Annotated in this window: 21 protein-coding genes; 8 read left to right on the top strand and 13 right to left on the bottom strand. The window is 71.7% G+C overall.

What is annotated here, in order from left to right:
* Positions 1-9 precede the first annotated feature (9 nt).
* From folB to ACF08F_RS03175, 3 genes are read left to right on the top strand one after another with little or no spacing between them, the layout of a single operon-like run.
* Complete coding sequence (gene folB / locus ACF08F_RS03185; RefSeq protein ID WP_017240053.1) at positions 10-369, top strand: dihydroneopterin aldolase; 360 nt, start codon at positions 10-12, stop codon at positions 367-369.
* Entirely contained in the window at positions 366-965 is a 600-nt protein-coding gene (folK, locus tag ACF08F_RS03180; RefSeq protein WP_392296755.1) for a 2-amino-4-hydroxy-6-hydroxymethyldihydropteridine diphosphokinase, read from the top strand. The genes folB and folK overlap by 4 nt, the downstream gene beginning before the upstream one ends.
* Before the next feature lie 48 nt (positions 966-1013).
* Positions 1014-1499 (top strand): DUF3180 domain-containing protein, encoded by a 486-nt coding sequence (locus ACF08F_RS03175; RefSeq protein WP_392296754.1) that lies wholly within the window; start codon positions 1014-1016, stop codon positions 1497-1499.
* A gap of 22 nt (positions 1500-1521) precedes the next feature.
* On the opposite strand, the gene folE is transcribed toward ACF08F_RS03175, so the two are convergent.
* From folE to dacB, 6 genes are all read right to left on the bottom strand, one after another.
* The gene (gene folE, locus ACF08F_RS03170) at positions 1522-2127 is read right to left on the bottom strand and encodes a GTP cyclohydrolase I FolE (protein ID WP_055642772.1); all 606 of its coding nucleotides are present in this window, start codon (positions 2125-2127) and stop codon (positions 1522-1524) included.
* Positions 2128-2225: 98 nt separating this feature from the next.
* On the bottom strand, positions 2226-4244 hold the full coding sequence (gene ftsH, locus ACF08F_RS03165) for an ATP-dependent zinc metalloprotease FtsH (RefSeq protein ID WP_392296753.1): 2019 nt from the start codon (positions 4242-4244) through the stop codon (positions 2226-2228).
* A 171-nt stretch (positions 4245-4415) separates the two neighbouring features.
* Positions 4416-4955 (bottom strand): hypoxanthine phosphoribosyltransferase, encoded by a 540-nt coding sequence (gene hpt / locus ACF08F_RS03160; RefSeq protein ID WP_030219931.1) that lies wholly within the window; start codon positions 4953-4955, stop codon positions 4416-4418.
* Between the two features lie 41 nt (positions 4956-4996).
* Positions 4997-6007: a tRNA lysidine(34) synthetase TilS gene (tilS, locus tag ACF08F_RS03155; RefSeq protein WP_392296752.1), complete on the bottom strand. Its 1011-nt coding sequence runs from the start codon at positions 6005-6007 to the stop codon at positions 4997-4999.
* Positions 6008-6214: 207 nt separating this feature from the next.
* Positions 6215-7354, bottom strand: coding sequence for a zinc-dependent metalloprotease (locus tag ACF08F_RS03150; protein WP_392296751.1), 1140 nt, complete (start codon positions 7352-7354; stop codon positions 6215-6217).
* Between the two features lie 81 nt (positions 7355-7435).
* On the bottom strand, positions 7436-9034 hold the full coding sequence (gene dacB / locus ACF08F_RS03145; RefSeq protein ID WP_392296750.1) for a D-alanyl-D-alanine carboxypeptidase/D-alanyl-D-alanine-endopeptidase: 1599 nt from the start codon (positions 9032-9034) through the stop codon (positions 7436-7438).
* Positions 9035-9136: 102 nt separating this feature from the next.
* Here dacB and ACF08F_RS03140 point away from each other — a divergent pair, with 102 nt between their 5' ends.
* Both ACF08F_RS03140 and ACF08F_RS03135 read left to right on the top strand, forming a co-directional pair.
* Positions 9137-9628 (top strand): inorganic diphosphatase, encoded by a 492-nt coding sequence (locus ACF08F_RS03140; protein ID WP_024758444.1) that lies wholly within the window; start codon positions 9137-9139, stop codon positions 9626-9628.
* A gap of 157 nt (positions 9629-9785) precedes the next feature.
* The gene (locus tag ACF08F_RS03135) at positions 9786-11444 is read left to right on the top strand and encodes a threonine/serine exporter ThrE family protein (RefSeq protein ID WP_392296749.1); all 1659 of its coding nucleotides are present in this window, start codon (positions 9786-9788) and stop codon (positions 11442-11444) included.
* A 132-nt stretch (positions 11445-11576) separates the two neighbouring features.
* On the opposite strand, the gene ACF08F_RS03130 is transcribed toward ACF08F_RS03135, so the two are convergent.
* A complete protein-coding gene (locus tag ACF08F_RS03130; protein WP_392296748.1) occupies positions 11577-12314 on the bottom strand; it encodes a DedA family protein in 738 nt (245 codons plus the stop codon).
* Between the two features lie 151 nt (positions 12315-12465).
* Between ACF08F_RS03130 and ACF08F_RS03125 the strand changes: the two genes are divergently transcribed.
* From ACF08F_RS03125 to ACF08F_RS03115, 3 genes are all read left to right on the top strand, one after another.
* Complete coding sequence (locus ACF08F_RS03125; RefSeq protein ID WP_392296747.1) at positions 12466-12834, top strand: YbjQ family protein; 369 nt, start codon at positions 12466-12468, stop codon at positions 12832-12834.
* 140 nt (positions 12835-12974) lie between these two features.
* On the top strand, positions 12975-14267 hold the full coding sequence (locus ACF08F_RS03120; protein WP_392296746.1) for an ion channel protein: 1293 nt from the start codon (positions 12975-12977) through the stop codon (positions 14265-14267).
* A gap of 66 nt (positions 14268-14333) precedes the next feature.
* Positions 14334-15752, top strand: a complete 1419-nt coding sequence (locus ACF08F_RS03115; RefSeq protein WP_392296745.1) for a glutamate decarboxylase — start codon at positions 14334-14336, stop codon at positions 15750-15752.
* Positions 15753-15791: 39 nt separating this feature from the next.
* Here the strand turns inward: ACF08F_RS03115 and ACF08F_RS03110 are convergent, their stop codons facing one another.
* The 6 genes from ACF08F_RS03110 to ACF08F_RS03085 form a co-directional block, all read right to left on the bottom strand.
* Positions 15792-16874, bottom strand: coding sequence for a WD40/YVTN/BNR-like repeat-containing protein (locus tag ACF08F_RS03110; protein WP_392296744.1), 1083 nt, complete (start codon positions 16872-16874; stop codon positions 15792-15794).
* Between the two features lie 262 nt (positions 16875-17136).
* Entirely contained in the window at positions 17137-17901 is a 765-nt protein-coding gene (locus tag ACF08F_RS03105) for an ABC transporter permease (protein WP_392296743.1), read from the bottom strand.
* The gene (locus ACF08F_RS03100; RefSeq protein WP_392296742.1) at positions 17898-18872 is read right to left on the bottom strand and encodes an ATP-binding cassette domain-containing protein; all 975 of its coding nucleotides are present in this window, start codon (positions 18870-18872) and stop codon (positions 17898-17900) included. Before ACF08F_RS03100 ends, ACF08F_RS03105 begins: the two co-directional genes overlap by 4 nt.
* 128 nt (positions 18873-19000) lie before the next feature.
* Entirely contained in the window at positions 19001-19648 is a 648-nt protein-coding gene (locus tag ACF08F_RS03095; protein WP_392296741.1) for a PadR family transcriptional regulator, read from the bottom strand.
* A gap of 45 nt (positions 19649-19693) precedes the next feature.
* Positions 19694-20260, bottom strand: a complete 567-nt coding sequence (locus tag ACF08F_RS03090; protein ID WP_392296740.1) for a DinB family protein — start codon at positions 20258-20260, stop codon at positions 19694-19696.
* A 100-nt stretch (positions 20261-20360) separates the two neighbouring features.
* Positions 20361-21818 (bottom strand): aldehyde dehydrogenase family protein, encoded by a 1458-nt coding sequence (locus tag ACF08F_RS03085; RefSeq protein ID WP_392296739.1) that lies wholly within the window; start codon positions 21816-21818, stop codon positions 20361-20363.
* Positions 21819-21830 lie beyond the last annotated feature (12 nt).

The following is a 21830-nucleotide window of genomic DNA, read 5'->3' as shown; positions in this document are numbered from 1 at the left end:
GTGATTCGCGTGGATCGTGTCGCGCTGCGCGGCCTCAAGGCCCGAGGCCACCACGGCGTCTTCCCCAAGGAGCGCGAGGAGGGCCAGACCTTCATCGTGGACCTGGTCCTCGGTCTGGACACGCGCCCGGCGGCCGCCGACGACGACCTGGCGAAGACGGTGCACTACGGCATCGTCGCCGAGGAGGTCGTCGACGTCGTCCAGGGCGAGCCCGTCGACCTCATCGAGACCCTTGCCGAGCGCATCGCCCAGCAATGCCTCAGCCACGCCGGGGTACAAGAGGTGGAAGTCGTCGTCCACAAGCCGGACGCCCCCATCACCGTGCCCTTCGACGACGTGACCATCACGATCACCCGGAGCCGACGATGAAGCCGACACAGAGCGACCCCACCGTCCAGCCCGTACCGGCCTCCGTCGTCGCCACCGTCGACGCGGCCGACACGACCCTGTCCAACCCCCGCTGGGCCGTCCTCGCCCTCGGCGCCAACCTCGGCAACCGCCTGGAGACCCTCCAGGGCGCCGTCGACGCGCTCGGCGACACCCCCGGCCTCCGGGTCAAAGCCGTCTCCCCCGTCTACGAGACGGCCCCCTGGGGCGTCGAGCCGGGCACCCAGCCCTCGTACCTCAACGCCGTGCTCCTCGTGAAGACGACGCTGCCGCCCTCCTCCCTCCTGGAGCGGGCCCACGCCGTCGAGGAGGCCTTCCACCGCGTCCGCGAGGAGCGCTGGGGCGCCCGCACCATCGACGTCGACATCGTCACGTACGCCGACGTGATCTCCGAGGACCCCGTCCTCACGCTCCCGCACCCCCGTGCCCACGAGCGCGCCTTCGTCCTCGCCCCCTGGCACGACGTGGACCCCGCCGCCCAGCTCCCCGGCCGCGGCGCCGTCGCCGAGCTGCTCGCCGCCCTCGGCAGCGAGGGCGTCACTCCCCGTGTCGACCTGGAACTCCGTCTGCCCGAGTAGTCGTTAGGCTCGTGGCAGACCGCCCCGCGACCACATGAAGGACACCCGGTGAAACAACTGCGGCTGAAGGTGCTCACCGGACTGTTCCTCGTGGCGGGCATCCTCTCCTGGGGCGCCGCCCGCCTCTGGGACTCCGTCGGCACCCTCCCCAGCGTGCCGGTCGCCGCGCCGATCGTCCTCGCCGTGATCGCGGTCGTCCTCACCGCGACCGCCCTCTCGATCCGCGCCCGCCTCAAGGCCCAGCGCGAGCGCCGCCCCGGCGCCAAGGGCGTCGAGCCCCTGATGGCGGCCCGCGCGGTGGTCTTCGGGCAGGCGAGCGCCCTGGTGGCCGCCCTCGTCGCCGGCATGTACGGCGGCACGGGCGTCTTCCTCCTCGGCTCCCTCGACGTCCCGGCCCGCCGCGACCAGGCGCTCTACGCGGCCCTCGCGGTCGTGGCGGGCATCGGCGTCATCGCGGCGGCCCTCTTCCTGGAGCGCGTCTGCAAACTCCCGGACGACGAAAACGGCGAAGGCCCGGGCAAGGCCCGGGCCTGAGGCCGTCCGTCTCCGTGGTGCGTCAGCGCGCCATGATGAGGCTCATCGCCTCGGCGCGGGTCGCAGGATCGCGCAGCTGGCCGCGGACGGCCGAGGTGATGGTCTTCGCGCCCGGCTTGCGGATGCCGCGCATCGACATGCACATGTGCTCGCACTCGAAGACCACGATCACGCCGCGCGGCTCCAGGATCTCCATGAGCGAGTCCGCCACCTGAGTGGTGAGTCGTTCCTGCACCTGGGGGCGGCGGGCGTAGACGTCGACCAGCCGGGCCAGCTTCGACAGGCCGGTGATCTTGCCGGACGTGGACGGGATGTACCCCACGTGGGCCACTCCGCGGAACGGGACGAGGTGGTGCTCACATGTCGAGTACACCTCAATGTCCTTGACCAGCACCATCTCGTCGTGACCGAGGTCGAACGTGGTGGTCAGGACGTCCTCGGGCTGCTGCCGCAGACCCGCGAATATCTCCTGGTACGCCCGCGCCACGCGCGCGGGCGTCTCCCGCAGGCCCTCGCGGTCCGGGTCCTCGCCGACCGCGATGAGGAGCTCTCGTACGGCGTTCTCGGCGCGCTTCTCGTCGAACTCGCCGATCGTGCCCTCGCCGTCCAGCGTCACCGGGTCGGTCATCTCTGTGCCTCGTTCCGTCTGAACTGTCGTGCGCGAAATGCCGCGCCCCCACAGGCTAAAACCTGTGGGGGCGCGGCAGCCATTCCGGGTCGGGACGGTCAGTCCTCCGGGGTGTCCACCGGGGCGATGTCGATGCCCTTCGTGGTGTCGACCGCGGGGGTGGCCGTGCCGTTCGCGCTGTTCGTCAGGGCCAGCTCCTTGGGGGAGAGGACCGGCGGGCGCGTGGAGGGCGTACGGCGGGAGGAGCCGGTCCAGGCCGGGCGGGCCGGGCGCTTGACGATGGGGGCGAAGATCTCGGCGATCTCCTCCTTGCCCAGCGTCTCCTTCTCCAGCAGCGCGAGGACCAGGTTGTCGAGGATGTCGCGGTTCTCGACCAGGATCTCCCAGGCCTCGTTGTGCGCGGTCTCGATGAGCTTCTTGACCTCTTCGTCGACCAGCGCCGCGACCTCTTCCGAGTAGTCGCGCTGGTGCGCCATCTCGCGGCCGAGGAACGGCTCGGTGTTGTCGCCGCCGAACTTGATGGCGCCGAGACGCTCGGTCATGCCGTACTGCGTGACCATCGCGCGGGCCGTGGCGGTGGCCTTCTCGATGTCGTTCGCCGCGCCCGTGGTCGGGTCGTGGAAGACGAGCTCCTCGGCCGCGCGCCCGCCCAGCATGTAGGCCAGCTGGTCGAGCATCTCGTTGCGCGTGGTCGAGTACTTGTCCTCTTCCGGGAGCACCATCGTGTAGCCCAGGGCACGGCCGCGGGACAGGATGGTGATCTTGTGGACCGGGTCGGAGTTCGGCGAGGCCGCCGCGACCAGGGCGTGACCGCCCTCGTGGTACGCGGTGATCTTCTTCTCCTTGTCCGACATGATCCGGGTCCGCTTCTGCGGGCCCGCGACCACTCGGTCGATCGCCTCGTCCAGAGCCTTGTTGTCGATCAGCTTCTGGTCGCTGCGGGCGGTGAGGAGCGCCGCCTCGTTGAGGACGTTGGAGAGGTCCGCACCGGTGAAGCCGGGGGTGCGGCGGGCGACGGCGCCGAGGTCGACGTCCGGCGCGACCGGCTTGCCCTTCTGGTGGACCTTGAGGATCTCCAGACGGCCCTGCATGTCCGGGCGGTCGACGGCGATCTGCCGGTCGAAGCGGCCGGGGCGCAGGAGGGCGGGGTCGAGGATGTCGGGACGGTTCGTGGCGGCGATCAGGATGACGCCGCCCTTGACGTCGAAGCCGTCCATCTCGACGAGCAGCTGGTTGAGGGTCTGCTCGCGCTCGTCGTGACCGCCGCCGAGGCCGGCGCCGCGGTGGCGTCCGACGGCGTCGATCTCGTCGACGAAGACGATGGCGGGCGCGTTGGCCTTGGCCTGCTCGAAGAGGTCGCGGACGCGGGAGGCGCCGACACCGACGAACATCTCGACGAAGTCGGAGCCGGAGATCGAGTAGAACGGCACCCCGGCCTCGCCGGCGACGGCGCGCGCGAGGAGCGTCTTGCCGGTTCCGGGCGGGCCGTAGAGCAGGACGCCCTTCGGGATCTTGGCGCCGACGGCCTGGAACTTCGCGGGCTCCTGGAGGAACTCCTTGATCTCGTGGAGTTCCTCGACGGCCTCGTCCGAGCCTGCGACGTCGGCGAAGGTGGTCTTCGGCGTGTCCTTGGTGATGAGCTTCGCCTTGGACTTGCCGAACTGCATGACGCGGGAGCCGCCGCCCTGCATCTGGTTCATCAGGAAGAGGAAGACGACCACGATGAGGACGAAGGGGAGGAGCGAGAGCAGGATCGAGACGAAGGGCGACTGCTTCGTCGGGGAGACGGTGTAGCCCTTCTCGATCTGCCCGGCCTCGAACTTCTCCTGCAGCTTGTCCGCGACGTCGACGCCCTGGGAGCCGATGTAGCTGGCCTGGACCTTGCTGCTGTTGTCGATCTTCTGACCGTCGACGAGCTCGATCTTGATGATCTGCTCGTCACCGGTGGTGACCTTTGCCTGCTTGACCTGGTTCTTGTCGATCGCCTGGACGACCTTGCCGGTGTCCACCGTCTTGTAGCCCTCGGACGAGCCGACGACCTGCATCAGCACGACCACGGCGAGGACGGCCAGCACGATCCACATGACCGGCCCACGGAAGTATCGCTTCACGTCCATCCATACGGAGCGAGAACGCCCCGTCCCTCCTGCCCGTAGGAAAATGCTGCTGTGAGAGCTGCTGTGTGAAAAAGCTGTTCTTCGGACGGTACCTCAGCATCGTCGCCCGCGACCGCCTTCCCATGGTTCAACGGGGGGAAGGCGGTGCGGGTTCCCCGTCCGGCCGGGTGTTCAGCCGCCGTAGACGTGCGGGGCGAGCGTGCCGACGAACGGGAGGTTGCGGTACTTCTCCGCGTAGTCCAGGCCGTAGCCGACGACGAACTCGTTGGGGATGTCGAAGCCGATCCACTTGACGTCGATGGCGACCTTGGCGGCCTCGGGCTTCCGCAGGAGGGTGCAGACCTCCAGGGAGGCGGGCTCACGGGAGCCGAGGTTCGACAGCAGCCAGGACAGGGTCAGGCCGGAGTCGATGATGTCCTCGACGATCAGGACGTGCTTGCCCTTGATGTCGGTGTCGAGGTCCTTGAGGATCCGGACGACCCCGGAGGACTGGGTGCCGGCGCCGTAGGAGGAGACGGCCATCCAGTCCATGGTGACGGGGGTGGACAGGGCGCGAGCCAGGTCCGCCATCACCATCACCGCGCCCTTGAGGACACCGACGATGAGCAGGTCCTTGCCCGCGTATTCCGCGTCGATCTTCGCGGCCAGCTCTGCCAGCTTGGCGTCGATCTCTTCCTTGGTGATGAGCACCGACTGGAGGTCGGTGCCCATGTCCTTCTCGTTCACCCGGGTCACTTTCGTTGCAGCGTGCGTCAGCCTTGCCGGATGACAAGTCTGCCACCCTGGCGGCGGGCTTCGACGCGACCGGGCAGGTTGATGGCGCCCTGACCGCGCCAGCCGGTGATGAGCCGGTCGACTTCCTCGATGTGGCGGGCGAAGAGGGAGCCGGCGGGGGCGCCCTCGGCGATGACGGCGCGGCGCAGGACACGGCGGCGTACGGCGGGGGGCAGGCCGAAGAGCTTGGCGCACTCGAGGGCGCCCTCCTCGTCGCGTACGGCGGTCTCGGCGTCGGCGGCCCAGGTGTCGAGGGCGTCGGCGTCGTCCCGGGAGAGCTGGGCCGTCCGGGCGAGGGCTTCGACGACGCCCTTGCCGAGGGCCTTCTCGAGGGCGGGGAGGCCTTCGTGGCGGAGGCGGGAGCGGGTGTAGGCGGGGTCGCTGTTGTGGGGGTCGTCCCAGACGGCGAGCTCCTGCGCGATGCAGGCCTTGCGGACGGTCTGGCGGTCGAGCTGGAGGAAGGGCCGGCGGTAGCGGCCGGCGGCGCCGGAGACGGCGGCCATGCCGGAGAGGGAGCGGATTCCGGAGCCGCGGGCGAGGCCGAGGAGGACGGTCTCCGCCTGGTCGTCGCGGGTGTGGCCGAGCAGGATCGCGGCGGCGCCGTGGCGCTCGGCGGCGGCGTCGAGGGCCGCGTAGCGCGCGTCGCGGGCGGCGGCCTCGGGTCCGCCTTCGCGGCCGACGGTGACGGTGACGGCCTCGACGGGGGTGAGGCCGAGTGCGGTCATGCGTCCGGCGACCTCGTCGGCCCGGGTGTCGGAGCCGTCCTGGAGGCCGTGGTCGACGGTGATGCCGCCGGCGCGCACGGGGAGCTTGCGGGTCTCGAAGGCGAGCGCGGAGGCGAGCGCCATGGAGTCGGCGCCTCCGGAGCAGGCGACGAGGACGAGCGGCTCGGCCGTGCCGGCGGGGTCGGTGGTGTGGTCGGTGAGGACGTCGTGGAGTACGCGGCGGACCGCCAGGCGTATCGCCGCGACCGCAGGATGGGGACCCATGTCCGGTGCCCTTCGTGATGGGGTGGGGTGCCTCGGTCGGAGTCTTAACGGTCGGAAAGGGGGGTTCGGTCACTCAGAGTGCGTCGATGGTGACAGAAACCCGGCCGTTACCCGAGCATTGCACGCCTCACCCCATGCCCAGGGTCCCTCGGATGGGTGATTGGCGGGTTGTTCTCCCGTGTCACTGCGCCGTCCGGCGCACCTGTCTCAGGAGTCTGCCTTACGGTGCACCCTCGCGATCCAGTCGGCGGGGGCGGCGATCTCGGACTTGGTGGGGAGTGTGTTGGGGGAGGTCCACACGCGGTTGAAGCCGTCCATGCCGACCTGGTCGACGACGGCGCGGACGAAGCGCTCGCCGTCGCGGTACTGGCGGAGTTTGGCGTCGAGGCCGAGGAGCTTGCGCAGGGCGAGGTCGAGGCGGGACGCGCCGCGGGCGCGGCGCTGCTGGAACTTCTCGCGGATCTCGGCGACGGAGGGGACGACCTCGGGGCCGACGCCGTCCATGACGTAGTCGGCGTGGCCTTCGAGCAGGGACATGACGGCGGTGAGGCGGCCGAGGATCTCGCGCTGTTCGGGGGTCTGGACGATCTCGACGAGGGAGGGGGCGGGTTCGCCCGCTTCCCCTTCGGGGCGGCCGCCGGCGAGGGACTGGGCGGCTTCGCGGAGGCGTTCGACGAAGGTGCCGGGGTCGACCTCGGTGGCGGCGAGGAAGGACTGGATCTCGCCCTGGAGGTGGTCGCGGAGCCAGGGGACGGCGGTGAACTGGGTGCGGTGGGTCTCCTCGTGGAGGCAGACCCAGAGCCGGAAGTCGTGGGGCGAGACGTCAAGTTCGCGTTCGACGTGGACGATGTTGGGCGCGACGAGGAGGAGTCGTCCGCCGCCGTTCTCGCCGGCGGGGAGTTCGCGGGTGGCGGGGGCGAAGGTCTCGTACTGGCCGAGGATGCGGGAGGCGAGGAAGGACAGGAGCATGCCGAGCTCGACGCCGGTGACCTTGCCGCCGACGGCGCCGAGGACGGCGTTTCCGGGGGTGGTCGAGCGGCGTTCCTGCATCTTGCCGAGGAGCGGGGTGAGGAGTTCGCGGAAGCCGGCGACGTTGGCCTTGATCCAGCCGGTGCGGTCGACGACGAGGACGGGCGTGTCGTGGACGTCGGCGCCTTCGGGGAGCATCCGGGTGTAGGCCCGGACGTGCCGTTCGGAGGCTTTGGCGTGCTTGCGGAGTTCGGCGACGACCTCGCGGGCCTCGTCGCGGCCGACTTCGGGTCCGGGCCTCACGAGGCGGGTCGCGGTCGCGACCGCGAGGTTCCAGTCGACCATCCCGGATGTGCCTGCGCCACCGATGCTCGTCATGTGTCAACCGTACGGTCTCGACGCCCGATCGGTGCAGGTTCGGTGCGGGTCGGACGTCGAGTGCGGGCGCGAGGAGCGTGTCTAGCGGGCGAGGGCGGCGGAGAGTCGGTCGAGGGCGGGCTGGGCCTCGTACGGGGAGGAGGTGCGGCCGGCGAGGAAAGCGAAGGCGAGGAGTCGTCCGTCGGCGGTGACGACGGTGCCGGCGAGGGTGTTGACACCCGTGAGGGTGCCGGTCTTGGCGCGGACGAGTCCGGCGCCGGCGGTGGCGGGCGCGGTGTCGAAGCGGGTGGCGAGGGTGCCGGTGAAGCCGCTGACGGGCAGGCCGGTGAGGACGGGGCGGAGGGTGGGGTGCGCGGGGTCGGCCGCGCGGGTGAGGAGGGCGGTGAGGAGGGTGGCGGAGACGCGGTCGCGGCGGTCGAGTCCGCTGCCGTCGGCGAAGCGGGCGCCGGCGAGCGGGAGGTCGAGTCCGGCGAGTTCGTCCCGTACGGCCTGACCGGCTCCTTCGAAGCTGGCGGGGCGGTCGTGGGCGAGCGCGGTCTGCCGGGCGAGCGCCTCGGCGAGGTCGTTGTCGCTGAGGGTGAGGGTGCGCTCGGCGAGGTCGGCGAGGGGGGCGGAGTACGTACGGGCAAGGGGGGCGGCGGCCTGCGGGGCGGAGGCGCCGGGGGTGGCGGCCGCGCCGGGGGTGGCGGCCGCGCCGGGGGTGGCGGCCGCGCCGGGGGTGGTCGCCTTCGCCTTGGGGTCGGTCTTGGCCTTGGGGTCGGTCTTCGTCTTGGGCACGGGCTCGGCGTCGGCCAGGGCCTTGGCTTCGGCGGGGCGGCCGGGGGCCTTCACCGGTGTTCCGGTGACCTTGACGCCGGCGTCGGCGAGGAGGGCGGCGAAGGCGTCGGCGGTGTCACCGGCCGGGTCGTCGGTGCGGGGCGCGCGGCCGGAGGTGCTCGCGTCGCGGCGTCCTTCGCGGGTCATGAGGGCGGTGACGGGGGCGAGGTTCTCGTTGGGTCCGATGGGGTGGATCTCGGGGCCCTCGTAGAGGCTCGTGTCGTAGGCGAGCCGTACGGAGGCGTGGCCGCGGGTCCTGAGGGCGCGGGCGGTGTCGTCGGCGAGGCGCTTCAGGCGGGCCGGGTCGAGGGTGGGGTCGCCGCCGCCCGTGAGGGTGACGGTGCGGCCGTCGGCGGAGGCGGTGACGGTGGTGGGGATGCGGTGGTCGGGGCCGAGGGCGGAGAGCGCGGCGGCGACGGTGGCGATCTTGACGGTGGAGGCGGGCGTCATGGGGGTGCCGGCGCCCTCGCCGTACAGCTGGGTGCCGGTGGCGGTGTCGACGACGGAGGCCGTGCGGAGCGGGCCGAGGCCGGGGTCGGCGAGGAGGGGTACGAGGGTGGCGGCGAGGTCCGCCGGGCGGGTCGCGGGGCCTCCGGTGGCGGCGGCGGGGGCGTGGAGCGCGGGCAGGACGCCGGCGGCGCTGGGGGCGGGTGCGGGGCGGTGGGGGACGGGCCGGCGGGGTGCGGCGGTGGCCGCGGGCGGGGCGTGATGTGCGCCACCCGCCGCGGGGGCGGCGGCGCGGGCCCGCTCGGCCGTACGCTGACCCGAGTCCCACGGGCCCGCCGCGGTCACCGCTACGGCGGCCAGGGCCAGTCCGAGGGCGGCGGAGCCCGCCGTGAGCTGCCACAGCCTCGGCTCGGGCATTGCTGACCAGCCCCTTTCGCGATCACGGTCGTCCGTGAGGGACACTTAATCACCGCGCGCCGTCGCGAGCATTCACTTGTGTTGATTCAGGAGGAGCCACCCGTGGAGTTCGACGTTCTCATCGAGATCCCCAAGGGATCGCGGAACAAGTACGAGGTCGACCACGAGACCGGTCGCATCCGTCTGGACCGTCGCCTCTTCACGTCGACGGCCTACCCGACCGACTACGGCTACGTCGAGAACACCCTCGGTGAGGACGGCGACCCGCTGGACGCGCTCGTCATCCTCGACGAGCCGACGTTCCCGGGCTGCCTGATCAAGTGCCGCGCCATCGGCATGTTCCGCATGACGGACGAGGCGGGCGGCGACGACAAGCTGCTGTGCGTCCCGGCCACCGACCCGCGCATGGAGCACCTGCGGGACATCCACCACGTGGCGGAGTTCGACCGCCTGGAGATCCAGCACTTCTTCGAGGTCTACAAGGACCTGGAGCCGGGCAAGTCGGTCGAGGGCGCCGACTGGGTCGGTCGCGCCGAGGCCGAGGAAGAGATCGAGAAGTCCTACGCGCGCGCCAAGGAGCAGGGCGGCCACTGAGCCCCCTCGCCCCGACGGCCCCGACGGGCTGATCTTCTGATCGTGCGACAGGCGGTGCACCCCTCCGGGTGTGCCGCCTTTCGCACGTCCGTCGCACCGTCGTACCTTCGGACCTTCATACTGGAATCCACGATTCCCTGGGGATGAGGCGGAGAGAGTGGTGGCGGAGCCGGAGGGCCCCGAGGAGGCTCCGGAGGACCGGAAGCCTCAGTCGGACGAGGCACGGAGCGCGTTCGTCCCGCCGGCCGGGGTGGAGCAGCCCGCACCTCCCGAGGAGGAGCATCCGACCTCCGAGTTCTCCCTGCCGCCCGGACTGGCCCCGGAGCCGCCGCCGGAGCAGGAGGGTTCGGCCTTCGCGACACCCGCCACCTACTCGGCGAAGACCTCGCCGCCGGTGTTCACCCCGGCGTACGGGGTGCCCCTGGTGCGGCTCTCGCAGGACGCGCCCTGGCAGGACCGGATGCGGACCATGCTGCGGCTGCCGGTGCACGAGCGACCGGTGCCGGAGGCGCCCACGAAGGAGGACGAGTCCGGTCCTTCGGTGCCGCGCGTCCTCGACCTGACCCTGCGCATCGGCGAGCTGCTGCTCGCGGGCGGGGAGGGCGCGGAGGACGTCGAGGCGGCCATGTTCGCGATCTGCCGCTCGTACGGTCTGGACCGCGTCGAGCCGACGGTCACCTTCACCCTGCTCTCCGTCACGTACCAGCCCTCGCTCGTGGACGACCCGGTCACGGCGAACCGGACGGTGCGGCGGCGGGGCACGGACTACACGCGGCTCGCGGCGGTGTACACGCTGCTCGCGGACATCAACGCGCAGGCGCACGAGGTGACGCCCGAGGAGGCGTACCGCAGGCTCGCGGAGATCCGTCGCAACCGGCACCCGTATCCGGGGTGGGTCCTCACCGCGGCGGCGGGGGTGCTGGCGGGCGCGGCCTCGGTGCTGCTCGGCGGCGGTCCGACGGTCTTCTTCGTGGCGGCGCTGGGCGCGGTGCTCGGCGACCGGCTGGCCTGGCTGTGCGCGGGCCGCGGGCTGCCGGAGTTCTACCAGTTCCTGATGGCGGCGATGCCGCCGGCGGCGATGGGGGTGCTCCTGACGCTGCTCCACGCGGACCTGCGCCCCTCGGCGGTGATCACCGGTGGCCTGTTCGCGCTGATTCCGGGGCGGGCCCTGGTGGCGGCCGTGCAGGACGGTCTGACCGGTTTCTACATCACGGCCTCGGCCCGGCTCCTGGAGGTCGCGTACTTCTTCGTCGCGATCGTGGTGGGCGTGCTGTCCGTGCTGTACGTCGCCGTGCAGTTCGACGCTCAGCTGAACCCCGAGGGGGCGCTGCGGGCGGTGGAGCGGCCGGTGACGCAGATCCTGGCGTCGATGGTGCTGTGCGCGACCTTCGCGATCCTGCTGCAGCAGTCGCGGTCGACGGTGCTCTTCGCGACGCTGAACGGCGGGGTGGCGTGGGTGATCTACGCGTCGATCGCGGTGACGGCGGAAGGCTCGACGGTCATGGCGACGGCCGTGGCGGCCGGTCTGGTGGGGCTCTTCGGGCAGCTGATCGCCCGGTACCACCACACCTCGTCGCTGCCGTACGTGACGGCGGCGATCGGTCCGCTGCTGCCCGGTTCGGCGACGTACTTCGGGGTGCTCGCGATCGCCCAGAACAACCTGGACCAGGGCTTCGCCTCGCTGGCGAAGGCGGCGGCCCTGGCCCTGGCGATCGCGATCGGGGTGAACCTGGGAAGCGAGCTGGCGCGCCTCTTCATGCAGGCTCCCGGCGCGGCGGCGGCCCGCAGGGCCGCGAAGCGCACCAGGGGCTTCTAAAGCGTGTTGCGAAAGTAGCGCCGGCCGCCCGAAGGGACCCGTCGGGCAGGCGGGACTTTCGCAACACGCCCTGGAAAGACCGAGTCCGTCCCGAGGGGGCCTCGGGACGGACTCGGGGGCTGTGCGCGGGGGTCAGCGCTTGGCGTGGCGGCCGCGGGAGCCCGGGGGGTTCGGGGTGCCGGGGGCGTCGTGCCCGCCGTGGGTCCCGTGGTCGCCGTGGTCGCCGTGCTCGGCCGCGGCCTTGGCCTTCTTCGACTGGGAGCGGGCCTTGAGGTACTCGATCACGATCGGGATCACGGAGAGCAGCACGATGCCGACGAGGATCGCCTCGATGTGCTGGTGCACGAAGTCGATCTTGCCGAGGGAGGCGCCGAGGATGGTCACGCCCGCGCCCCAGAGCACGCCGCCGATGATGTTGAACGTGATGAACAGGCGGTAGTTCATCCGGCTGACACCGGCGATGATCGGCGTGAACGTCCGGACGATGGGGACGAAGCGGGCCAGGATCAGCGACTTCGGGCCGTGCTTCTCGAAGAACTCGTGCGCCTTCTCGACGTTCTCCTGCTTGAAGAGCTTCGAGTCCGGGCGCTTGAAGAGGGCCGGTCCGACCTTGCGCCCGAAGAGGTATCCGACCTGGTCGCCGATGACGGCCGCGGCCACGATCAGCGTGCACATCAGCCACAGCGGCATGTCGAGCTTGCCGGTGGTGATCAGCAGGCCGGTGGTGAAGAGGAGCGAGTCACCGGGCAGGAAGAACCCGATGAGGAGTCCGGACTCGGCGAAGACGATGGCCAGGACACCGATCGGACCAAAGGTCTGAATCAGATAGTCCGGGTCCAGCCAGCTCGGTCCGAGGGCAAGCGTGTTCACGGGTTCCGGGCTCCTGCGGTCGGTGGGGGCGTGGGGGACGGCTGGCCCCAAGCTATCAACGCCGACGGGACCCGCCCGGTTCCACCCGGCCCCCACGGGATGCGGAGCGGGGCACCGGGCCCGAGGGTGGGGGGCCAGGAGGTGTATGCCGATGGGCATCGAGGAGTACGGAGGCGGCCAGGGTCCGCAGCCGGACGTGCTGGTCGTGACGACGAACGACGTGCCGGGCTTCGAGATCAGACAGGTCATCGGTGAGGTCTTCGGGCTCACCGTGCGCTCGCGCCATCTGGGCAGCCAGATCGGCGCGGGGCTGAAGTCGATGATCGGCGGTGAGCTGAAGGGTCTGACGAAGACCCTGGTGCAGACCCGGAACCAGGCGATGGAACGCCTGGTGGAGCAGGCGAAGGCGCGCGGCGCGAACGCCGTGCTGATGTTCCGCTTCGACGTGACGGAGGCGGCCGACGTGGGCACGGAAGTGTGCGCCTACGGGACGGCCGTGGTGATCGCCCCACGCGTCTGACTCCCGTACGCGACGGGAGTACGAGGCCGGGTGCTGCCCGGGTCCACGGCCGTCCGTGGGCCCGGGCAGCACGTTCGTACGGATCCGCCTCGCCCCGATTTCGGGATGTTGTGCGGCATTTGCTCACTTATGGTGGGCCGGTGGCCTCTGATCATTCTCCGCCCGCGCCGTCACCCTCCCCCGCGGAGACGCAGCTTCACGTGCTGCTGCCCCAGATCCTGCCCGCGCTCGTGGTCGGTGTGGTGGCGAGCCTCATGTTCCTGGGGATCGAGTACGTCTCCGAGGAGTTCCAGGACGTGCTCTGGGGCGACCTGCCGGACGCGCTCGGCATCGGCCGGTACTCCTCCCTCTGGATCATCACCATGCTCACGGCGACCGGCATCGCCGTGGGCCTCGTCGTGTGGAAGGTGCCGGGACACGCCGGACCCGACCCGGCCTCCGAGGGCCTCGGGGGCGCGCCGCTCGCCCCGGCCGTGGTGCCCGGCCTGCTGCTCGCGAGCGCGCTCGGGCTGGCCGGCGGTGTCAGCCTCGGCCCCGAGAACCCGATCATCGCCGCCAACATCGCCCTCACCTACTGGATCGGCCACAGGCTCGCGCCCGCGCTTCCGGGGGCGGCCTGGGTCGTCCTGGCCTCGTCCGCCACCATCGGCGCCCTCTTCGGCACGCCGGTGGCCGCCGCCCTCGTCCTCTCCGAGGCCCTGGCCTCGCAGCAGCCGGGCCGCGGCTCCCTCTGGGACCGCATCTTCGCCCCGCTCGTCGCCGCCGGAGCCGGGGCGCTGACCACCGAGCTGCTCGCCGAGCCCAGCTTCGCGATCGGGCTGCCGCCGCTGACCGACCCCGGCTGGACCGACCTCCTGGCCGCCCTGGTCATCGCCCCCGCCGGCGCGCTCTTCGGCCTCGCCGCCTGCTACCTCTTCCCCTACGTCCACGCGGCCTTCCGGCGGCTGCGGCACCCCATGGTGATGCTGCCGCTGGGCGGGCTGCTGCTCGGCCTCCTGGGCGCCCTCGGCGGGGAGCTGACCCTCTTCAAGGGGCTGTCCGAGACCAAGGAGCTCGCCGCCGACGTCGGCAGCTGGTCCTCCGGCGAACTCGCCAAGCTCGCCGTCGTCAAACTCGTCGCCCTCCTCGTCGCCGCCTCCTGCGGCTTCCGGGGCGGCCGCATCTTCCCCGCCGTCTTCATCGGCTCCGCCTTCGGGCTGCTCGCCCAGGCGCTGGTCCCCGAGGTCCAACCCGCCGTCGCGGTCTCCTGCGCCGTACTCGGCGTCCTGCTCGCCACCACCCGGCAGGGCTGGATCAGCCTCTTCGTCGGCGCCGCCCTCGCCTCTTCCCCACCGGTCATCGCCCTCCTCTGCGTCGCCTCCCTCCCGGCCTGGCTGATCGTCACCGGCCGCCCCCAGCTCGAACTCGACCACGAGGGCAAGTCCCTGCACTGAACCACTGAACCCCCAGGCCCCCGCACCCCACCCACGCGTGCCCCCACCGGACAGAAGGAGTCCCCCATGCCGCTGCACAAGGGTCCCGACGCCTCCTCGCACGAGCACGAGCGCCGGCTCGCCCTCAACCCCTTCTACGGGGAGGCCGACCCGATCGGCGGAATGGCCGAGGCCCCACCGCGCCACCACATGCCCGACGGGCCGCTGCCCCCGATGAGCGCCTACCAGCTCGTCCACGACGAGCTGATGCTCGACGGCAACTCCCGGCTCAACCTCGCCACCTTCGTCACCACCTGGATGGAGCCCCAGGCCGGTGTCCTGATGAGCGAGTGCCGCGACAAGAACATGATCGACAAGGACGAGTACCCGCGCACCGCCGAACTGGAGCGCCGCTGCGTCGCCATGCTCGCCCACCTGTGGAACGCCCCGGACCCGGGCGCGGCCGTCGGCTGCTCCACCACCGGCTCCAGCGAGGCCTGCATGCTCGCCGGCCTGGCCCTCAAGCGCCGCTGGGCGAAGCGGAACGCCGACCGCTACCCGGCGAGCGCCCGCCCCAACCTGGTGATGGGCGTCAACGTCCAGGTCTGCTGGGAGAAGTTCTGCGAGTTCTGGGAGGTCGAGCCCCGGCTGGTCCCCATGGAGGGCGACCGCTTCCACCTCGATGCCGAGACCGCCGCCGCGCTCTGCGACGAGAACACCATCGGCGTCGTCGCCGTCCTCGGCTCCACCTTCGACGGCTCCTACGAGCCGGTCGCCGAGATCTGCGCCGCCCTGGACGCCCTCCAGGAACGCACCGGCCTCGACATCCCCGTCCACGTCGACGGCGCCTCAGGCGCCATGGTCGCCCCCTTCCTCGACGAGGACGTCGTCTGGGACTTCCGTCTCCCCCGCGTCTCCTCGATCAACACCTCCGGTCACAAGTACGGACTGGTCTACCCGGGCGTCGGCTGGGCGCTGTGGCGCTCGCCCGCCGAACTCCCCGAGGAACTCGTCTTCCGGGTCAACTACCTGGGCGGCGACATGCCCACCTTCGCCCTCAACTTCTCCCGGCCGGGCGCCCAGGTCGTCGCGCAGTACTACACCTTCCTGAGGCTCGGCCGGGAGGGCTACCGGGCGGTGCAGCAGACCTCCCGGGACGTCGCCCGGGGCCTCGCCGAACGCGTCGAGGCCATGGGCGACTTCCGGCTCCTCACCCGCGGCAACCAGCTGCCCGTCTTCGCCTTCACCACCGCGCCCGACGTCACCTCCTTCGACGTCTTCGACGTCTCCCGGCGGCTGCGCGAACAGGGCTGGCTGGTCCCCGCCTACACCTTCCCCGCCAACCGCGAGGACCTGTCCGTCCTGCGCGTGGTCTGCCGCAACGGCTTCTCGGCCGACCTCGCGGAGCTGCTCATCGAGGACCTGGGCCGGTTGCTGCCCGAACTGCGGCGCCAGTCCGGCCCGTTCACCCACGACAAGGGCGCGGCCACCTCCTTCCACCACTGACCCGGCCACGAAACCCCGCCCCCTCAGGGCTCCTCACCCTCAGGACCCCTCGCCCTCGCAGGCCAGCCGGAACTCCGACCACCGCACCCCGTCCGCCGTCAGCGCGTACTGACAGGGGGCCGACTCCCGCAGCAGTCCCAGCGGGGTGTGGCGGGTGAAGTGCGCACCGTCGTCGAGCCGGGCGAAGGTACGCCCGCCGTCCCGGCTCCCGTACCCCGACATCTCCCCGCCGAGCTCCACCCGGCCACCGGGGCCGGGGACCGGCAGCCCCAGCAGCGTCCGGGGCTCCCGCTCCGGCCCCGTCGTCCACATCCGCTGCCACGTCCGGCCGCCGTCCACGGAGCGGTGCAGGGCCCGCATCGGGTTCTTGACGGGCTCACCGCCCGTCAGTTCGCCCATCTCCGCGGCGTACACCGCGTCCTGGCCGACCGCCACCGCCGTGAACCACCCGGGCCCCGTGGCGGGGCTCGGCAGCCGGCTCACCGACCAGCTCCGGCCCGCGTCCCGGGAGACGGCGACCGCCGCCCGCCCCGAGAGCGGATCCGTCCCCGAGATCCACCAGGACCCGTCGGGCTCCGGCTGCTCCGCCGGCCGCGGGTGCGCCCCGAGCAGCGGCGCCCGGGCCAGCGCCCTGCGCCGCCCGTCCTGCGGGGAGACCACGACGACCCGCGTCCGCTCGCAGTCGTCCGGCGAGGTCCCGGCCGGCGGCGGGCAGTCGGTGGTCAGCACCGCTCCGGCCGGTATCTCCGGGGTCGTGCCGACCGCCCGCCGGTCGCCCGCCCGCCAGCTCCTGCCCCCGTCCCTCGTGAACCAGGTCCTGGACTCCGGCCCGGCCCCGCCGTCCTCGACCAGCGCCCGGCCCGGCCCGAGGACCAGCAGATTCGCCGAGACCCCCGCCGTCGCCGGTGTCTCGGGCAGCGGCGACGGCCGCAGCACCCACTCCTTCGCCCCCGCGTCCCGCACCGCCACGTGCTGCCGGCAGGACCCTCCCTCCGGCGTCCCCCGGTCGCCGTCGCACTCGGAGAGCAGGACGAACCCGCTGCCGTCCCGCGCGAACCCCAGGCCGTACGGCCAGCCGGGCAGCCCCGGCGACGAGGGCAGCCGGGGCGCCGCCCCGAACACCCCCGCCGGGCCCGGGGAGGACGCCCCCGAGCCACCCGGACCGCCGCCCGGACTTCCCTGACCACCGCCCGGACCTCCCGGACCTCCCGATCCGCCCGGGGCCGTACACCCCGTCAACACCACCAACACCAGCGCCACGACGGCGCCGGCCGCTCCCACGGGCCTGCGCATCGCTCGATCCCCCTTGCCCCTCGGGCGGTTCGCGGTGAACCACTGCTTTCAATACACCGCTCACCGCCTTCGGGTTCCCACCTCCGCGCGACTACTTCCCGAGCCGCCCGAACCTCCGCACCGCCAGCGGGAAGAAGACCGCGAGCAGCACCAGCGGCCACACCACCGCCGCCATGACGTGCCCCGGTTCGCCGCCCGGATTGCCGAAGAGCTCGCGCGCCGCCGTCGCGGTCGCCGACATCGGGTTCCACTCCACGACCGTGCCGAGCCAGCCCGGCATCGACTCCGGCGAGGCGAAGGCGTTGGAGAGGAAGCCGACGGGCCAGACCAGGATCTGCACCGCCTGCACCAGCTCCGCCCGGCCCGCGACCAGGGCGAGGAAGATCCCGATCCACAGCATCGCGAAACGCAGCAGGAGCAGCAGCCCCAGCGCCCCCAGGAAGCTCCCGGCCCCGCCGTTCGCCCGCCAGCCGATCGCGTACCCCACGCTCACCATCACGAGCAGTCCGGCGGTCGACTGGAGCATGTCGGCGGCGGCCCGACCGACCAGGACGGCCCCGTCGGTCATCGGCATCGCCCGGAACCGGTCGATCACGCCCTTGTTGAGGTCCTGCGTCACCGCCGTCATGGTGCCTTCGAGCCCGAAGACCATGGTCAGCGTGAGCATCCCGGGCACCAGGTAGTCGACGTAGTCGCCGTCGACGGTCCGTCCGCCGCCGACGAGATAGCCGAACATCAGCAGCATCATCACCGGGAACACGAGCCCGACCAGGACCTGCACGGGCTGCCGCGCCCAGTGGGCCAGCTCGCGGCGGGTCATCGTCCAGCAGTCGCTCACCACGTACGCGGCGCTCATGCCACGGCCTCCGTCTCGAACAGGGCGTCCCGCCCGGTCTCCCCGTCCGTCAGCCGCAGGAAGGCCTCGTCCAGCGTCGGCCTCCGCAGCGCGATGTCCTCCGCCTCGATCCCCGCCTCCCCGAGCACCCGGACGGTCTCGGTGAGCGAGGCCATCCGGTCCGCCACCGGCGCGCTGAGCAGCCGCCGGTCGGCGTCCACGGTCACCTCCGCCCGCGCCGCCGGCAGCAGCCCGGCCGCCTCGTCGAGCCGTGCCGCGTCCCGTACGACCACGTCGATGCGGTCGGCACCGACCCGTGCCTTGAGCTCGTCGGCCGTGCCGTCGGCGACGACCCGCCCGCGGTCGACGACCGAGATCCGGTCGGCGAGCCGGTCGGCCTCCTCCAGGTACTGCGTCGTGAGCAGGACCGTCGTGCCCCCGCCGACCAGGGAGCGCACCGATTCCCACACCTCGCCCCGGCCGCGCGGGTCGAGCCCGGTCGTCGGCTCGTCCAGGAAGAGCACCTCGGGTTCGACGATCAGCGAGGCGGCCAGGTCGAGCCGGCGTCGCATGCCGCCGCTGTACTGCTTGACGGGCTTGCGGCCGGTGTCGTCGAGGCCGAAGCGCTCCAGGAGCTCGTCCGCCCGTGCCCCGGCGCCCCGCGCGCCCAGGTGGTGGAGCCTGCCGAACATCTCCAGGTTCTGCCGGCCGCCCAGCTCCTCGTCGAGGGCGGCGTGCTGCCCGAGCAGCCCGATGCGCCGGCGCACCTCCCGCGCCTCGGTCCGCACGTCGTGGCCCGCGACCCGCACCAGGCCCTCGTCGTGGCGCAGGAGCGTGGCCAGGATCCGTACGGTCGTGGTCTTTCCCGCGCCGTTGGGGCCCAGCAGGCCGTGGACGGTGCCGCGGCCGACCGTCAGGTCGAGGCCGGCGAGGGCGTCCTTCTCGCCGTACCGCTTCCGTGCGCCCTCCACGAGGATCGCTTCCCTGTCCATTTCGATTCCTCCCGAAAAAGCCGTAATCAAATTTGACCACTTGCCGCCGACGGTGGAAGGTATGCCCTCACGGGCGCCTAGTCAAGCTTGATTAGCGAAGGGATGTGGCGATGGAGAGTCGGAGTGATTCAGTCGACGGCTTCCGGGCCGGCGGGGCCCGGACCCGTCGCGAACGGGTTCTCCTCGCCCTCGGCGAGCACGCCCACGAAGGGCTCGCCCTCCCCCGCGAACACGTACGCCCCGCCCTCGATCCGCTCGATCAGGCCGAGCGTCCACTCCTTGCCCGCGTCCGCCGAGTGGATCCACATGTGCATGATCTCGCCGATGTGCCCGAGCTGCCCCGGGCCACCCTCCGGCGTGTAGTAATCGGTGACCGCGGCCCGCCACTCGTCGAGCGCCCGCACCCGCCGCCGCAGCAGCTCGGCCGCCTCCTCCCTCGGGAGGTCCACGATGAAGCCGATGGCCGCCGACAGGACGTCCATCTTCTGGTCGTACGTGGTCAGGGACTCGCGGAGCAGCGCGAAGTACTCCTCGGCGCCCTGCTGCGTCAGCTCGTACTCGACGCGCGGCGGCCCGCCGACCGCGCTCGGTGCGATCTCGTGGGCGTGCAGCAGTCCCTGCTTCGCCATCTGCTTGAGCGCGTGGTAGATCGAGCCGGGCTTGGCGTTGGACCATTCGTGCGCGCCCCAGAACTCCAGGTCGTTGCGCACCTGGTAGCCGTGGGCGCGGCCGTGCATCTTCACCGCACCCAGGACGAGCAGCCGGATCGCCGACATCGCCGTACCTCCTGGTCAATTCTGACCAGGGTACGCGCGCGGGGATCACCGCCCCTGCTCCTCCGCGATCAGCGCGAAGGAGACCTTGCCGTCCAGGGACTCGCGGATGACGTCCGCGTGCCCCGCGTGCCGCCCCGCCTCCTGCACGAGGTGGAGCAGCATCCAGCGCACCGACACCCGGCCGTCCTTCGGGAACCAGGGCGCCTCCGGCAGCGGGAAGGTGTCGTCCAGGCTCGGCACCGAGCGGGCGAAGTCCTCGGTCTCCTTGGCCACGCCCGCCCAGAACTCCACGATCTCCGGGACCGTCTCGTCCCCGACGAGCACGAAGCCGTCTCCCCAGGTCTCCTGGGTCCGCTCCTTCTCTCCCCCAGAGCTGCGCCTGGGGGTGCCCCCAGGCCGTTGCTGTGCGAGGCGGAGCCAGTTCAGCTCCACCTCCGCGACATGCTTGAGCAGGCCGGACAGGCTCAGCCCGCTGGCGCTGGGGCGGCTCGCCGCCTGCTCCTCGGTGAGGCCGAGGAGGGAGCGGCGGATCGCGGCGCGCTGGGCCTCGATGAAGTTGAGGAGCGCGCCGCGCTCGTCGCCGTGGGCCTCGATGGGAACGAGAGCGACCATGATGTCCGCCTTCCGTGGTGAGCGTTGGTGAGCGTTGGTGAGCGTTTCCGACACCACTCACGCTACGGACCCTTGCGGACAGCTACGGTCCTCGATCCGGTCAGAAGGGGAAGCGGCTCCGGCCGTGCTGGATGGAGATCCACTTCTGGGTGGTGAAGGCGTCCACCATCGCGTCGCCGTTGAGCCGCCCGATGCCCGAGCGCTTCTCGCCGCCGAAGGGCACGATCGGCTCGTCGTGCACGGTGCCGTCGTTGATGTGGATCATGCCGGTGTGGATGCGCTGGGCGACCCGTACGCCCCGCTCGACGTCCCCGGTGTGGACGGCGCCGCTGAGCCCGTACGGGGTGTCGTTGGCGATCCGCACGGCCTCCTCCTCGCCGTCGAAGGGGACGATGAGAGCGACCGGGCCGAAGATCTCCTGGGTCAGCACGGGCGAGTCCGCCGGGATGCCGGCCAGGACGGACGGGGAGACCACGTTCCCCTCGGCCGAGCCGTGCAGCAGCGCGGTCGCACCGGCCGCGACCGTCTGGTCGACGAGCGAGGAGACGGCCTCCGCCTGCTGGGAGTTGATCAGCGGGCCGATGTGGGTGGCGGGGTCCGCGGGATCGCCGACGCGCAGGGTCTTCACCTTCGCCACGAACTTCTCGGTGAACTCCTCCTCCAGCGTGCGGTCCACCAGGATGCGGTTGGCGGCCATGCAGACCTGGCCCTGGTGCACGAAGCGGCTGAAGACGGCCGCGTCGACGGCGTAGTCGACGTCGGCGTCGTCCAGGACGATCAGGGCGCTGTTGCCGCCGAGTTCGAGGACGGCGTGCTTGAAGTTCTGCGCGCAGACCGTGGCGACGTGCCGGCCGACCCGGTCCGAGCCGGTGAAGGAGATGACCTTCGGAACGGGGTGGGTGAGGAGCGCGTCGCCGATCTCGGCGATGTCGGTGACGACGACGTTCAGCAGACCGGCCGGGAGACCGGCCTCCTCCAGGACCTTGGCGACGAGGGTGCCGCCGCAGATCGGGGTGTTCTGGTGCGGCTTGAGGACGACCGCGTTGCCGAGGGCGAGCGCGGGCGCCACGGACTTGATGGAGAGCAGGAAGGGGAAGTTGAACGGGGAGATGACGCCGACGACACCGACCGGGAGGCGGTAGACGCGGTTCTCCTTGCCGTCGACCGGGGACGGCAGGATGCGGCCCTCGGGACGCAGCGCCAGCTGCACGGCCTCGCGCAGGAACTCCTTGGCGAGGTGCAGCTCGAAGCCGGCCTTGAGGCGGGTGCCGCCGAGCTCGGCGACGATCGTCTCGGCGATCTCCGCCTCGCGGTCCTCGACTATCCGCAGCGCCCGCTCGAAGACGAGCCGGCGCGTGTACGGGTTGGTCGCGGCCCACTCGGCCTGTGCGCGCTCGGCGGCCCGGTAGGCCTGGTCGACCTCGTCGGCGGTGGCCACGGTGATCGACGCGAGCTTCTCCCCGGTGTACGGGTTGAAGTCGATGATGTCCCACGAGCCGCTGCCCGGCTTCCACTCGCCGTCGATGTACTGGTGGGCCAGGTCGGTGAAGTGCGACATGGTGGAGGACCC

Source organism: Streptomyces sp. NPDC015130 (genome assembly GCF_043080005.1).
Classification (GTDB): domain Bacteria; phylum Actinomycetota; class Actinomycetes; order Streptomycetales; family Streptomycetaceae; genus Streptomyces.
The sequence above is the reverse complement of the archived record's forward strand: the minus strand, read 5'-3'. Positions and strand labels throughout refer to the sequence as shown.